This window comes from Burkholderia sp. b14, from assembly GCF_900156195.1.
GTDB lineage: Bacteria > Pseudomonadota > Gammaproteobacteria > Burkholderiales > Burkholderiaceae > Mycetohabitans.
On sequence record NZ_FTPJ01000002.1, the window covers coordinates 1 to 17,023 of the forward strand.

The window sequence follows — 17,023 nt, forward strand, 5'->3', positions numbered from 1 at the left end:
ATTGGCACTGGGTGTGCCGATGACCACGTCGTCCTGGCCTGACAGGCGCGCGAGCACCGCGCTCCATGCGGCAAGCACCGTCATAAATAGCGTGGTGCCGTGCTCCGCGCTTAAGCGCTTCAGTGCTTGCGTGGTTGACGCATCGATCTGCACCGGCACGTGCGCGCCGGCAAACGACTGTTGCGCTGGGCGCGGCCGGTCCGTCGGTAGTTCCAGCAGCACCGGGGCGTCGGCCAGCGTCGCGCGCCAATAGTCGCTTTGCGCCTGCAGCCGCTCATCCGACAGCCACTGCCGTTGCCACGCCGCATAGTCCGGATACTGGATCGCCAGCGGCGGCAGTGGATCGACTTGGCCGGCTGTGCTCGCCGCGTACAGTGCACTGAACTCACGCGCGAGCACCCCGATCGACCAGCCGTCCGACACAATATGGTGTTGCGTGAGCAGCACCACGTGTTCATCATCGGCCACTTGAATGCCGCACGCGTGAATCAATGGGCCGCGCGCCAGATCGAGAGGCGCGTGCGCGGCTTCATGACGCAAGCGGGCCAGTTGCACCTGCGCATCCGGCACCCACGCAGATCATGCCAGCGCAGCGGCACACCCGTGTGCGCCGGCAGCAGCCGCACCTGCGGCTGACCGTCAACACTGACAAACGTCGAGCGTAGCGCTTCATGACGCGCGAACAACGCATCCAATGCCTGTTGCCATGCGCCCGATCAAGTGGCCCGCGCACATGTAGCGCCAGCGGAATATGATACGACTCACTGACCCCATTGAGCTGCGCGAGGAACCACAGCCGCTGCTGCGCGAACGATAGCGGCAAACTGCCGTCACGTGAGACCGGCGTGATCTCGGGCCGCACCTCGGTGCCTTGTTGCCAGTGGGCGTCGAGCACCGCGGCAAACGCGGCCAACGTGGCGTCGCAAACAAGGTCGCCAGCGGCACGTCGGCACCGAGCATTCTCACCCGGTTCATCAACCGCACCGCGAGCAGCGAGTGGCCCCCGAGCGCAAAGAAGCTATTCGTGCCGACCCACACGCTCGACACCCAATAGCTCCGCCCAGATTCGCCGCCAGCGTCGTCTCGAGCTCGCCTTGTGGCGCTTCATACGCTTGATGCGCCAACGCGTCAGCGTCCGGTTCGGGCAGTGCACGCCGATCGAGCTTGCCGTTCGGCGTCAGCGGCACGCATCGAGCCGCACGAATGCGCTGGGCACCATATACTCGGGCAGGCTCGCCGCCACCTGCGCGCGCAGTGTGCTCGCGAGCTGCTCGTCCGCTTCGGCCTGCACATACGCCACTAGCCGCTTCGCCGAGCCTTCACCGGTTGCTACTACCACCGCATCACGCACCTGCGGATGTGCCGTTAAGCACGCTTCGATCTCCCCCGGTTCAATGCGAAGCCGCGGATCTTCACTTGCTCATCGTTGCGCCCCACAAACTCCAGATTGCCGTCCGGTCGGTAACGCGCCACATCCCCGGTCTTATACAGCCGGGCCCCCGCTTCATCGGAGAACGGATCCGGCACAAAGCGCTCGGCGGTCAACGCCGGGCGGTTCAGATAGCCCCGTGCCACCCCGGCGCCACCAATATACAACTCACCGACCGCACCGAGCGGCACCGGTTGACCGTGCGCGTCCAGCAGATAAATCGTCAGATCCGGAATCCGTGTGCCCACCGGGCTGCCCACTTGCTCGCTGTCCTGCTGCTGAAGTAGCCGATACGTCACATGCACAGTCGCTTCGGTAAGCCCATACATGTTGACCAATTGCGGATGATGCTCGTCGTGCGTGGCATACCATGCCTGCAAGATAGCAGGCTCCAGCGCCTCCCCGCCCAAGATCACGTAGCGTAATTGATCCGATAAAGCGCTGTGTGCTTGGCTGGCCATCAACGCCTTAAACGCACTGGGGTCTGATTTAAGACGGTGACGCCCTGCTCACAGATCAACTGGTAAAAAGCGTCGCAGAGCGAGCAATCGAATGGGGCACAATGACAAGCTTGCCACCATAACGCAGTGCGCCCCACAGCTCCCAGACCGAGAAATCGAACGCAAACGAGTGAAACAGGCACCAAGTATCATGCTCGTTAAAGCCATACCACGGTTGCGTCGCCTCGAACAGCCGCACCACTTGCGCATGTTCGACCATCACGCCCTTGGGCGTGCCGGTCGAGCCCGACGTATAGATCACATATGCCAAATGCCGGGCGGTGAGCGCGGCTACCGACGGATTCGTGTCTGGCCATGCCGGCAGGGTGGCTGGATCGAGCACCGTACATTCTGCCAGCGCCGCGTCGCCCAACGCAGCGCGCCCGGCCGCATCCGCGAGCACAATCGCCGGTGCCGCATCGGTGAGGATATACACCAAGCGCTCACTCGGATACGCGGAATCCAACGGCACATACGCGCCCCCCGCTTTTAAAATCGCCAGCAGCCCCACCACCAGCGCGGGACTACGCTCGGCACAGATCGCCACTCGGGTATCGGGCTTGACACCTAACTCGATCAGCTGGTGTGCCAAGCAATTGGCTCGGGCGTTCAGCTGTGCATAACTGAACGTTTGGTCTTCATAGACCAGCGCTGGCGCCTCGGGCATGCACTCGACCTGCGCTTCAAACAACTGGTGGATGCATAAGTGCGACGGATAGTCTTGCTGCGTCGCATTCCATGTCTGCAGCAGCAACTCGCGCTCCGCCTCGGGCAGCACCTGCAACTGCTGCATTGCAGTATCGGGCGCCGCCTCGAGTGCGTCGGCCAAGCTGTGCAGCGCCTGCTGCATATACGCGCACACCCGCTCAGGCTCCAGCGACGGCACGCTCTGCGCGGTCAGCCCCAGTGCCTGCCCAAAGTCCTCGACCGACAGTATCAGCGGGTAATTGGTGCGCTCCTGGGCACTCAACAGCTCCACACCCGGTAGCCTGCTGCACTCATCCGAGCCCATTGCATTGTGCCGGTAATTGAGCAGCGCACTAAAGAGCGGCGTGCCCGCCGGCACGCCGCTGCAGCGCTGCGCGAGCGCCAGCGACGCATGTTCATGTTCCAACAGCGCGGCCAAGCGCGCGTGCGTGCTCCGCACACACGCCTGCACACTGCCGTCCAGCTCCACACGCAGCGGCAGCGTATTGATAAAGAGCCCCATCGCACGATCGGCGCCTTCACCCGCTTGCATCCGACCGAACAGCACGGTGCCAAACACGACACGTTGTTGGCCGCTCGCACGGGCGAGCACCTGCGCCCACGCCAGATGGCATAGACTCGCCAGACTGACGCCCAACCGTTTGGCATGCGCGCGCAGCCGGTCGTTCAATGCCGACGGCAGCATCCGGTGTGACTCGCTCACGTCACTGCCGTCGCGCTGGACCTGCGCGAGCCCAAACGGCAAGGTCGGCTCCACACCCACGAGCAGCTCAGTGAAGAAACGCTCGTGCTCAGCTTGGCTCATGCCTAGCCTGGCTTGCGCGACCAGATGGCGGAACGGCTGCGCCGGCGGCAGCATGTCGCCTCGAGCCTCGATGAACGCCCGCACCTCCGCGTGCATCACTTCCAGCGTCGAATGATCGCCAATCAAATGGTGTAGCCGCTGCATAAGTAGCCAGCGACCCTCACTATCCTGGGCGATCGCACAGTGCAGCAGCGGCGCTTGCGTCAGATCCAGCCGCGTATGACGCGGATCAAAGCGCCGTGCCAATTGCTCGGCGATCGGCCGTCAGCGGCGTCTAACGTCAGCTCGGTGATCGGCAGCCGCGCGTGGCGCCATACCACTTGCGCGGGCATCGACACGCCTTCCCACACGAACGCGGTGCGCAAAATATCGTGACGATCGATCACCTGCTGCAGCGCGTGCAGATACTGGTCAAGCCGCGCTCGCGTGTCAAAGGCCAACTGCACCATCAGCAGATACGGATCGCCGTCGCGCGCGAGTAGATGGTGAAACAGCAGCCCGTCTTGCAGCGGCGACAGGGCATAAATGTCCTGGATATTGGCTACACCTTGCGGCACCTGCTCGACAATCTTGTCGATGTCCGCTTGCGTCAGCTCAATGAGCGGCAGCATCGACGGCGTAATCGCACTCGTGTCGGGCATGATCGCGTTGGGCGGCACCACCACGTCACGGTGCTGACCCAACGTCTGCGCCAACGCACTGAGCACCGGCGTGTCGAATAGCGCACGCACGGATAACCCGACTCCCCGACGCCGCAGATGCTCAATCAACCGCACCGCCAGCAGCGAGTGGCCACCGAGCGCAAAGAAGCTATCGTGCCGGCCCACACGTTCGGCACCCAATAGCTCGGCCCAGATCGTCGCCAGCGTCGTCTCGAGTTCGCCTTGCGGCGCTTCATACGCTTGATGCGCCAGCGCGTCAGCGTCCGGTTCGGGCAGTGCACGCCGATCGAGCTTGCCGTTCGGCGTCAGCGGCCACGCATCGAGCCGCACGAATGCGCTGGGCACCATATACTCGGGCAGGCTCGCCGCCACCTGCGCGCGCAGTGTACTCGCGAGCTGCTCGTTCGCTTCGGCCTGCACATACGCCACCAGCCGCTTAGCCGAGCCCTCACCGGTTGCTATTACCACCGCATCACGCACCTGCGGGTGCGCCGTTAAGCACGCTTCGATCTCCCCCGGTTCAATGCGAAAGCCGCGAATCTTCACTTGCTCATCGTTGCGCCCCACAAACTCCAGATTGCCGTCCGGTCGGTAACGTGCCAAATCTCCGGTCTTATACAGCCGTGCACCCGCTTCATCGGAGAACGGATCGGGCACAAAGCGCTCAGCAGTCAACTCCGGGCGGTTCAGGTAGCCCCGTGCTACCCCCGCGCCACCAATATACAATTCGCCGACCGCACCCAGTGGCACCGGCTGGCCGTGCGCGTCAAGTAAATAAACGCGTGTGTTCGCAATCGGCCGGCCAATCGGGATGCTGGCGTTTGTTTCCGGCACGGACGTGATCTTGTAAGTCGTCGCAAACGTGGTGCTCTCGGTCGGACCATAACCGTTGATCAGCTGCTCAGGAGGTGACTCGCGCATCACTTGCGCAACCCACCTCGCATCCAACACGTCTCCTCCAACAATCAATGCCTTCAGTTGAGAGAAGGCCGTGTCCACTTGTGTGACCATCTGATTGAACAAGCCAACGGTGAGCCACAAGATGCTGATGCGCTGTTCGCGCAAAGTGTGCGCAAACGCAGCGGGCATCAGCACCGTGTCATGATCGATTACCACAACGGTGGCGCCATTTAACAGCGGTGCCCACACTTCAAACGTGCTCGCGTCGAAAGCCGGGTTCGCTGCGAACGCCACACGATCACCAGCGCGAATGTCAACATAGCCATTGTTGATGACCAGCCGCGCAATCGCATGATGCGGCACCATCACGCCCTTGGGCGTGCCGGTCGAGCCCGATGTATAGATCACATACGCCAGATGCCGGGCCGTCAGCCCCGCCACCGACGGATTCGTGTCCGGTAACGCCGGCAGAGTCGCTGGATCGAGCACCGTACATTCTGCCAGCGCCGCCTCGCCCAACGCAGCGCGCCCGGCTGCATCCGCCAGCACAATGCTGGGTGCCGCATCAGCGAGAATGTGCGCCAAGCGCTCGCCTGGGTAGCTCGGGTCCAGCGGCACATACGCACCCCCGGCCTTTAAAATCGCCAGCAGCCCCACGACCAGCGCCGGGCTGCGCTGCACGCAGATTGCCACCCGGGTATCCGGCTTGACACCTAACTCAATCAACTGGTGCGCGAAACGATTGGCTTGTGCGTTCAGCTGCGCATAGCTCAACGTTTGGTCCTCGAACACCAGCGCCGTCGTCTCGGGCGTGCGCTCGACCTGTGCTTCGAATAGCTGGTGCACGCACCGATGTTTTGGATACGCCTGCTGCGTCGCGTTCCATGTCTGCAGCAGCAACTGGCGCTCGGCCGGTGACAGCAATTCAAGCGTTGCGACTGGCTGCTGGGGGCACGCCACCATGGCGCGCAACATCGCCTGCAGATACCCGACGTGCCGCTCGATCGTGGATCGCTCAAACAGCGCCGTCGCATACGCTAAGCTGCCGATGATCTCGTCACCTGCCTCAGATAAGTTCAGCTCGATATCGAACTTTACGACGTCATACTCGAGCTCAGCCGGCGTGGCCGTGAGCCCAGGTAGGCGCCACTTGCCTGGCTCATTGTTTTGCCACGCGAACATCACTTGAAACAGCGGCGTATGATTCAATTGACGCGGCGGCTGCACGATCTCCACCACTTGCTCGAACGGTAGATCCTGGTGTGCTTGTGCGTCCAACATCGTACGCCGCACGCGCGCGAGCAGCTGGGCGGTATCGGGCTCACCCGACACATCCACGCGCAACGCCAGCGTATTGACAAAGAAGCCGATCAACGGCTCGATGGCGGCATGCCCGCGATTGGCACTGGGTGTGCCGATGACCACGTCGTCCTGGCCTGACAGGCGCGCGAGCACCGCGCTCCATGCGGCAAGCACCGTCATAAATAGCGTGGTGCCGTGCTCCGCGCTTAAGCGCTTCAGTGCTTGCGTGGTTGACGCATCGATCTGCACCGGCACGTGCGCGCCGGCAAACGACTGTTGCGCTGGGCGCGGCCGGTCCGTCGGTAGTTCCAGCAGCACCGGGGCGTCGGCCAGCGTCGCGCGCCAATAGTCGCTTTGCGCCTGCAGCCGCTCATCCGACAGCCACTGCCGTTGCCACGCCGCATAGTCCGGATACTGGATCGCCAGCGGCGGCAGTGGATCGACTTGGCCGGCTGTGCTCGCCGCGTACAGTGCACTGAACTCGCGCGCGAGCACGCCAAGCGACCAGCCGTCCGACACAATATGGTGTTGCGTGAGCAGCACCACGTGTTCATCATCGGCCACTTGAATGCCGCACGCGTGAATCAATGGGCCGCGCGCCAGATCGAGAGGCGCGTGCGCGGCTTCATGACGCAAGCGGGCCAGTTGCACCTGCGCATCCGGCACCCCACGCAGATCATGCCAGCGCAGCGGCACACCCGTGTGCGCCGGCAGCAGCCGCACCTGCGGCTGACCGTCAACACTGACAAACGTCGAGCGTAGCGCTTCATGACGCGCGAACAACGCATCCAATGCCTGTTGCCATGCGGCCCGATCAAGCGGCCCGCGCACGCGCAGCGCCAGCGGCATATGATACGACTCACTGACGCCCTCAAGCTGCGCGAGGAACCACAGCCGCTGCTGGGCAAACGATAGCGGCAATCTGCCTTCGCGCGACACCGGCGTGATCTCGGGCCGCGCCTCGGTGCCTTGTTGCCAGTGGGCTTCGAGCGCCGCGGCAAACGCGGCCAACGTGGGCGTCGCAAACAAGGTCGCCAGCGGCACGTCAGCGCCCAGTCCTCTGACCCGGTTCATCAACCGCACCGCCAGCAGCGAGTGGCCCCCGAGCGCAAAGAAGCTGTCGTGCCGACCCACACGCTCGACACCCAATAGCTCCGCCCAGATCGCCGCCAGCGTCGTCTCCAGCGCGCCTTGTGGCGCTTCATACGCTTGGTGCACCAGCGCGTCAGCGTCCGGTTCGGGCAGTGCACGCCGATCGAGCTTGCCGTTCGGCGTCAGCGGCCACGCATCGAGCCGCACGAATGCGCTGGGCACCATATACTCGGGCAGGCTCGCCGCCACCTGCGCGCGCAGTGTGCTCGCGAGCTGCTTGTTCGCTTCGGCCTGCACATACGCCACCAGCCGCTTCGCCGAACCCTCACCGGTTGCCACCACCACCGCATCACGCACCTGCGGGTGCGCCGTTAAGCACGCTTCGATCTCCCCCGGTTCAATGCGAAAGCCGCGAATCTTCACTTGCTCATCGTTGCGCCCCACAAACTCCAAATTACCGTCCGGTAAATACCGCGCCACATCCCCGGTCTTATACAGCCGTGCCCCCGCTTCATCGGAGAACGGATCCGGCACAAAGCGCTCAGCAGTCAACTCCGGGCGGTTCAGGTAGCCCCGTGCCACCCCGGCGCCACCAAGATACAGCTCACCGACCGCACCCAGTGGCACCGGCTGCCCGTGCGCATCGAGCAGATAAACGCACGTATTCGCAATCGGCCGGCCAATCGGGATGCTGGCGTTTGTTTCCGGCACGGACGTGATCTTGTAAGTCGTCGCAAACGTGGTGCTCTCGGTCGGACCATAACCGTTGATCAGCTGCTCAGGAGGTGACTCGCGCATCACTTGCGCAACCCACCTCGCATCCAACACGTCTCCTCCAACAATCAATGCCTTCAGTTGAGAGAAGGCCGTGTCCACTTGTGTGACCATCTGATTGAACAAGCCAACGGTGAGCCACAAGATGCTGATGCGCTGTTCGCGCAAAGTGTGCGCAAACGCAGCGGGCATCAGCACCGTGTCATGATCGATCACCACAACGGTGGCGCCATTTAACAGCGGTGCCCATACTTCAAACGTGCTCGCATCGAAAGCCGGGTTCGCTGCGAACGCCACACGATCACCAGCGCGAATGTCAACATAGCCATTGTTGATGACCAGCCGCGCAATCGCATGATGCGGCACCATCACGCCCTTGGGCGTGCCGGTCGAGCCCGATGTATAGATCACATACGCCAGATGCCGGGCCGTCAGCCCCGCCACCGACGGATTCGTGTCCGGTAACGCCGGCAGAGTCGCTGGATCGAGCACCGTACATTCTGCCAGCGCCGCCTCGCCCAACGCAGCGCGCCCGGCTGCATCCGCCAGCACAATGCTGGGTGCCGCATCAGCGAGAATGTGCGCCAAGCGCTCGCCTGGGTAGCTCGGGTCCAGCGGCACATACGCACCCCCGGCCTTTAAAATCGCCAGCAGCCCCACGACCAGCGCCGGGCTGCGCTGCACGCAGATTGCCACCCGGGTATCCGGCTTGACACCTAACTCAATCAACTGGTGCGCGAAACGATTGGCTTGTGCGTTCAGCTGCGCATAGCTCAACGTTTGGTCCTCGAACACCAGCACCGTCGTCTCGGGCGTGCGCTCGACCTGTGCTTCGAATAGCTGGTGCACGCACCGATGTTTTGGATACGCCTGCTGCGTCGCGTTCCATGTCTGCAGCAGCAACTGGCGCTCGGCCGGTGACAGCAACTCAAGCGTGGCCACCGGCTGCTGGGGGCGAGCCACCATGGCGCGCAACATCGTCTGCAAATACCCGACGTGCCGCTCAATCGTGGATCGCTCAAACAGCGCCGTCGCATAGCCCAGCGCACCGACGATCTCTTCACCTACTTCATGCAAATGCAGGTCCAGATCGAACTTAGCCGCCTCGTAAGCTAAGTCCGCTGGCGTGACTTCCAACCCCGGCAGATCCCACGCGGCACGCTCGTTACTCTGCCACGCGAACATCACCTGAAACAGCGGCGTATGATCGAGCCGACGCGGCGGTTGCACGATCTCGACCACTTGCTCGAATGGCAGGTCCTGGTGCGCTTGTGCGTCCAACATCGTACGCCGCACGCGCTTAAGCAGTTCGCTCGTATTGGGCTCATCGGATAAGTCGACACGCAACGCCAACGTATTGACAAAGAAGCCGATCAACGGCTCGATGGCGGCATGCCCGCGATTGGCACTGGGTGTGCCGATGACCACGTCGTCCTGGCCTGACAGGCGCGCGAGCACCGCGCTCCATGCGGCAAGCACCGTCATAAATAGCGTGGTGCCGTGCTCCGCGCTTAAGCGCTTCAGTGCTTGCGTGGTTGACGCATCGATCTGCACCGGCACGTGCGCGCCGGCAAACGACTGTTGCGCTGGGCGCGGCCGGTCCGTCGGCAGTTCCAGCAGCACCGGCGCATCGGCCAGCGTCGCGCGCCAATAGTCGCTTTGCGCCTGCAGCCGCTCATCCGACAGCCACTGCCGTTGCCACGCCGCATAGTCCGGATACTGGATCGCCAGCGGCGGCAGTGGATCGACTTGCGCCCCAACGCTCGCCGCGTACAGTGCACTGAACTCGCGCGCGAGCACGCCAAGCGACCAGCCGTCCGACACAATATGGTGTTGCGTGAGCAGCACCACGTGTTCATCATCGGCCACTTGAATGCCGCACGCGTGAATCAATGGGCCGCGCGCCAGATCGAGAGGCGCGTGCGCGGCTTCATGACGCAAGCGGGCCAGTTGCACCTGCGCATCCGGCACCCCACGCAGATCATGCCAGCGCAGCGGCACACCCGTGTGCGCCGGCAGCAGCCGCACCTGCGGCTGACCGTCAACACTGACAAACGTCGAGCGTAGCGCTTCATGACGCGCGAACAACGCATCCAATGCCTGTTGCCATGCGGCCCGATCAAGCGGCCCGCGCACGCGCAGCGCCAGCGGCATATGATACGACTCACTGACGCCCTCAAGCTGCGCGAGGAACCACAGCCGCTGCTGGGCAAACGATAGCGGCAATCTGCCTTCGCGCGACACCGGCGTGATCTCGGGCCGCGCCTCGGTGCCTTGTTGCCAGTGGGCTTCGAGCGCCGCGGCAAACGCGGCCAACGTGGGCGTCGCAAACAAGGTCGCCAGCGGCACGTCAGCGCCCAGTCCTCTGACCCGGTTCATCAACCGCACCGCCAGCAGCGAGTGGCCCCCGAGCGCAAAGAAGCTGTCGTGCCGACCCACACGCTCGACACCCAATAGCTCCGCCCAGATCGCCGCCAGCGTCGTCTCCAGCGCGCCTTGTGGCGCTTCATACGCTTGGTGCACCAGCGCGTCAGCGTCCGGTTCGGGCAGTGCACGCCGATCGAGCTTGCCGTTCGGCGTCAGCGGCCACGCATCGAGCCGCACGAATGCGCTGGGCACCATATACTCGGGCAGGCTCGCCGCCACCTGCGCGCGCAGTGTGCTCGCGAGCTGCTTGTTCGCTTCGGCCTGCACATACGCCACCAGCCGCTTCGCCGAACCCTCACCGGTTGCCACCACCACCGCATCACGCACCTGCGGGTGCGCCGTTAAGCACGCTTCGATCTCACTCGGTTCAATGCGAAAGCCACGGATCTTGACTTGCTCATCATTGCGCCCCACAAACTCCAGATTGCCGTCCGGTCGGTAACGCGCCAGATCCCCGGTCTTATACAGCCGTGCCCCCGCTTCATCGGAGAACGGATCCGGCACAAAGCGCTCAGCGCTCAGCTCGGGGCGGTTCAGATAACCGCGTGCGACCCCGGCGCCACCAATATACAACTCACCGACCGCCCCCAGTGGCACCGGCTGACCGCATGCATCAAGCAGGTAGACCTGCGTGTTCACGATTGGCCGCCCAATCGGAATATTGTCCTCGGTACAGGCCACTGGACAGGTCCAAAACGTGGTACCAAGGGCGTTTTCAGTGGGACCATACAAGTTATGAACTTGCGCATCAGGCAGCAGCGTTTGACACCGCTGGACAGTCGCACCGGGCAGTGCTTCGCCACTGCAAATCAAATGCTTTACCGATGTGCATCGCTGAACACCTTCCGCATCCAAAAAAATACTGAGCATGGATGGCACAAAGTGAACTGTTGTGATGCGCTCCTGGACAATAAGATCCTTCAAGGCAACAGGATCTTTATGAGCGTCGGCGTCTGCGACAACAAGGGTCGCGCCCTTGAGCAACGTCTCAAAAAGCTCCCAAATTGAGATATCGAAGTTAAAGGATGTTTTTTGAAGAACGCGATCGGCAGGCGCCAAGCTATAACCTCGTGGTTGGTGGATCAGCGCCTGATCGTCATTGAGGATCCCGTTAGGCTTTGTAAACTTGAATAAGCGTGCAATTTGAACATGTTCGATCATCACGCCCTTCGACGTGCCAGTGGAACCCGATGTGTAGATGACATAGGCAAGATGGCGAGGAGTCAGTTCGGCTACCCGTGGGTTGGGTGCGACTTGATCGAGCGCTACATCCGGCTCAAGTACGATTCGGCACGCAAGCACCGCTTCCCCCAACGTGGCCCTGCCCGTTGCATCAGCTAGGACGACCGTTGGCGCGGCATCATGCAGAATATGCGCGAGGCGCTCGCACGGGTACGCGGGATCAAGTGGCACACAAGCGCCGCCGGCTTTCAGGATCGCCAATAGCCCCACGACCATTGCCGGCGAGCGCTCGACGCAGCTCGCCACTCGGGCATCCGGCTTAACGCCTAATTCAATGAGCCGATGCGCGAGGCGATTGGCCCGTGCGTTCAGCTCTGCGTAGCTGAGTGTCTGCGCTTCATATACCAGCGCAGTGGCTTCCGGGCTGCGCGCTACCTGCGCCTCAAACAACCGATGAAGACACTGGTGGGCTGGATAGGGAGCCGTCATCGCATTCCATGTCTGAAGCAGCAATTGACGCTCATCCGCTCCCAGCACCTGCAGCGTTGCCACCGGCTGCTGTGGGCAGGCCACCATCGCCTGCAACATCGTCGTCAGATACCCCACATACCGCTCAATCGTCGCGCGGTCAAACAATGCACTCGCATAGTGCAAAGACCCGATGATCTGCTCACCTGCCTCATACAGATGCATTTCCAGGTCAAACCTGACCATGTCGTAGTCAAGCTCACCAGGCGTGACATCTAGCCCGGGTAAGCGCCACTGCCCTGGCTCATTGCTCTGCCACGCGAACATCACCTGAAACAGCGGCGTATGATCGAGCCGGCGCGGCGGTTGCACGATCTCGACCACTTGCTCGAATGGCAGGTCCTGGTGCGCTTGTGCGTCCAACGTCGTGCGCCGCACGCGCGCGAGCAGTTCGCTCGTATTGGGCTCATCGGATAAGTCGACACGCAACGCCAGCGTATTGACAAAGAAGCCGATCAACGGCTCGATGGCGGCATGCCCGCGATTGGCACTGGGTGTGCCGATGACCACGTCGTCCTGGCCTGACAGGCGCGCGAGCACCGCGCTCCATGCGGCAAGCACCGTCATAAATAGCGTGGTGCCGTGCTCCGCGCTCAAGCGCTTCAGTGCTTGCATGGTTGACGCATCGATCTGCACCGGCACGTGCGCGCCGGCAAACGACTGTTGCGCTGGGCGCGGCCGGTCCGTCGGGAGCGCCAGCAGCACCGGCGCATCGGCCAGCGTCGCACGCCAATAGTCGCTCTGTGCTTGAAGCCGCTCACCCGTGAGCCATTGTCGTTGCCACGCCGCATAGTCCGGATACTGAACCGCCAGCGGTGGCAGCGGATCGACTTGGACGGCTGTGCTCGCCGCGTACAGTGCACTGAACTCGCGCGCGAGCACGCCAAGCGACCAGCCGTCCGACACAATATGGTGTTGCGTGAGCAGCACCACGTGTTCATCATCGGCCACTTGAATGCCGCACGCGTGGATCAACGGACCGCGCGCCAGATCCAGGGGCACGTGCGCGGCTTCATGACGCAAGCGGGCTAGTTGCGCATCCGCGTTTGGCACCCCACGCAGATCATGCCAGCGCAGCGGCACACCCGTGTGCGCCGGCAGCAGCCGCACCTGCGGCTGACCGTCAACACTGACAAACGTCGAGCGTAGCGCTTCATGACGCGCGAACAACGCATCCAATGCCTGTTGCCATGCGGCCCGATCAAGTGGCCCGCGCACATGTAGCGCCAGCGGCATATGATACGACTCACTGACCCCATTGAGCTGCGCGAGGAACCACAGCCGCTGCTGCGCGAACGATAGCGGCAAACTGCCGTCACGTGAGACCGGCGTGATCTCGGGCCGCACCTCGGTGCCTTGTTGCCAGTGGGCGTCGAGCACCGCGGCAAACGCGGCCAACGTGGGCGTCGCAAACAAGGTCGCCAGCGGCACGTCGGCACCGAGCATTCTCACCCGGTTCATCAACCGCACCGCGAGCAGCGAGTGGCCCCCGAGCGCAAAGAAGCTATCGTGCCGACCCACACGCTCGACACCCAATAGCTCCGCCCAGATCGCCGCCAGCGTCGTCTCGAGCTCGCCTTGTGGCGCTTCATACGCTTGATGCGCCAACGCGTCAGCGTCCGGTTCGGGCAGTGCACGCCGATCGAGCTTGCCGTTCGGCGTCAGCGGCCACGCATCGAGCCGCACGAATGCGCTGGGCACCATATACTCGGGCAGGCTCGCCGCCACCTGCGCGCGCAGTGTGCTCGCGAGCTGCTCGTCCGCTTCGGCCTGCACATACGCCACTAGCCGCTTCGCCGAGCCTTCACCGGTTGCTACTACCACCGCATCACGCACCTGCGGATGTGCCGTTAAGCACGCTTCGATCTCCCCCGGTTCAATGCGAAAGCCGCGGATCTTCACTTGCTCATCGTTGCGCCCCACAAACTCCAGATTGCCGTCCGGTCGGTAACGCGCCACATCCCCGGTCTTATACAGCCGGGCCCCCGCTTCATCGGAGAACGGATCCGGCACAAAGCGCTCAGCGCTCAGCGCTGGGCGGTTCAGATAACCGCGTGCGACCCCCGCGCCACCAATATACAGCTCGCCAACCGCCCCCAGTGGCACGGGCTGGCCGTGCGCATCGAGCAGATAAATCGTCAAGTCTGGGATCCGTGTACCCACCGGACTGCCCGCTTGCTCGCTGTCTTGTTGCCGAAGCGGCCGATACGTCACATGCACGGTCGCTTCGGTAAGCCCATACATGTTCACCAATTGCGGATGACGCTCGTCGTGTGTGGCATACCACGCCTGTAAGAGCGTCGGCTCTAGCGCCTCCCCGCCCAAGATCACGTAGCGTAATTGATCCGATAAAGCGCTGTGTGCTTGGCTGGCCATCAACGCCTTAAACGCACTGGGGGTCTGATTTAAGACGGTGACGCCCTGCTCACAGATCAACTGGTAAAAAGCGTCGGCAGAGCGAGCAATCGAATGGGGCACAATGACAAGCTTGCCACCATAACGCAGTGCGCCCCACAGCTCCCAGACCGAGAAATCGAACGCAAACGAGTGAAACAGGCACCAAGTATCATGCTCGTTAAAGCCATACCACGGTTGCGTCGCCTCAAACAGCCGCACCACTTGCGCATGTTCGACCATCACGCCCTTGGGCGTGCCGGTCGAGCCCGACGTATAGATCACATACGCCAGATGCCGGGCGGTGAGCGCGGCTACCGACGGATTCGTGTCCGGCCATGCCGGCAATATGGCCGGATCGAGCACCGTGCACTCGGCGAGCGCCGCGTCGCCCAACGCAGCGCGCCCGGCCGCATCCGCGAGCACCATGTTCGGTGCCGCATCAGCGAGGATGTGCGCCAAGCGCTCACTCGGATAGCTCGGATCGAGCGGCACATAAGCGCCACCCGCTTTCAAAATCGCCAGCAGCCCCACGACCAGTGCGGGACTACGCTGCACGCAGATCGCCACCCGCGTGTCCGGCCTGACACCCCATTCGATCAACTGGTGCGCGAGACGATTGGCTTGTGCGTTCAGTTCTGCGTAGCTCAGTGTCTGCGCTTCAAACACCAACGCTGGCGCTTCGGGCGTACGCTCGGCCTGCGCTTCGAACAACTGGTGAATGCATTGATGTGCCGGATAGACCCGCTGCGTCGCATTCCACTCGACTAGCAGCCGATGCCGCTCGTCAGCGCCGAGCAGATCGATCTCGCTAATCGGTTGCGTGGCATCGGCAGCCAACGCTTGTACAAACCGGATAAACCGGCGCTGATACGCGTCGAGCATCTCCGCGGTGTAGCAAGCAGGATTGGCATCAAAGTCGATCCGTAATTGACGGCTATTGGGTGTCCAATAAACACCGAGCATCAAATCATCAACCGGACCAGCGAGCAGGTTATAGTTCGTCGATGAATGCTCGCCAAACGACAGCTCGTAGTCAAACGGCATCACGTTGACCTTGATGCCAGATAGCAACTGCCCAGGCACCAGCCCAAGTTGACGCTGCAGCGCTTCGCTCGGGTAGCGTTGATATTGAAGTCCGTTTTGGATTTCCTTCGCCGCCTGCCGCATCAACGACACTAAGTTGATCTCCGGCTCGAATCTGAACCGCAACGGAACCGTATTGGCGACCATGCCAGGAATGTGCCAATCTGCCCCCAAGCGGGCAGTCACTGGAAAACCGAACACCACGTCCTGCGCGCCAGTCATGCGATGCAGATACGCGGCCAGTGCAGCACTCAAGAACTGCGCCAGCCGGCCCGCATCCAGCACATAGTCGTCCACCCATTGGGTGGTCAGGTACGTCGTCTGACGCAACCGCTGCTGTAAAGCAGGGGCGGCGCGGCTTGCCAGCGTCGCAGGCTCAGGCCAATGGGCGCAGTGCTTGAGCCAATACGCTTCGTCTTGCGCCCGTTGGGCGGATGCCTGATATTGTGCATCGCTCTCTACTAGCTGTCGGACCGAACCCAAATCACATGCCGCCGGCGCCGTTCCCGCGCACAGCGCGCTATACACGTGTGCAACGCGTTGTGCGATCAGATACTGGCCATAGCCATCCATCATGATATGGTGATAGCGCTGATACCACATCCATTGCACGGGCGCCACTTTCAGCAACGCATAGCAAAAAAGCGGTCCCTGCATCAGATTGACCGGTTGCTGATAATCGGCTTGCATCCACGCCTGGGCCGCTGCCTGAGGATCGGCTTGTGCCGTGAAGTCCAGCACCGGCATTGACCATGCGGGCGCACCAATCCTCTGCCGCAGCCCGTCATCGCTGTCGACAAATTGCAAGCGCAGGGTGTCGGCCTCATCGATGACTTGGCGCAATGCGGCTTCAAAGACGGCCGGCTCAATCACGCCTTCGATCACCGTGTACTGCGCAATGTTGTACACGGGGCTGTCGGGATGCAGCTGCTGCGCGAGCCAGATTTCGGTTTGCGCACTGGATAACGGCTGGGTAACAGGCGTAGCGCTAGCATCCATAACAAAGCTCCGATTCAGGCGACCGAGCGGCCTGATATTTAAAAGGTGTACGAAACGATACAACGACGCAACCAGAATCTCTCGTTACTCTTCGGAACCACTATGGCTTTTATGACACGTTGCGTGCAAGCCTTAGCCATTCATTGCAGCAATCAGGGCCACTCATCGGCACGCGTCAGTGCACCGTTCGCGGCACTTGGCCGACCAGTGATCACGCCACGTCCAATCGATAGCA

General features: G+C 62.4%; 1 protein-coding gene and 1 pseudogene. Both read right to left on the reverse strand.

The window, feature by feature from the left end; translation table 11 throughout:
- A pseudogene (locus B0B13_RS19890) lies at positions 1–3,688 on the reverse strand (amino acid adenylation domain-containing protein); the annotation flags it as partial.
- The gene (locus tag B0B13_RS18840; RefSeq protein ID WP_076793956.1) at positions 3,646–16,788 is read right to left on the reverse strand and encodes a non-ribosomal peptide synthetase; all 13,143 of its coding nucleotides are present in this window, start codon (positions 16,786–16,788) and stop codon (positions 3,646–3,648) included. The gene B0B13_RS18840 and the pseudogene B0B13_RS19890, both read right to left, overlap by 43 nt.
- Positions 16,789–17,023 lie beyond the last annotated feature (235 nt).

Excerpts from the sequence above, each read along its gene's own strand:
- B0B13_RS18840 (WP_076793956.1), bottom strand. The coding sequence starts at position 16,788 with ATGGATGCTAGCGCTACGCCTGTTACCCAGCCGTTATCCAGTGCGCAA.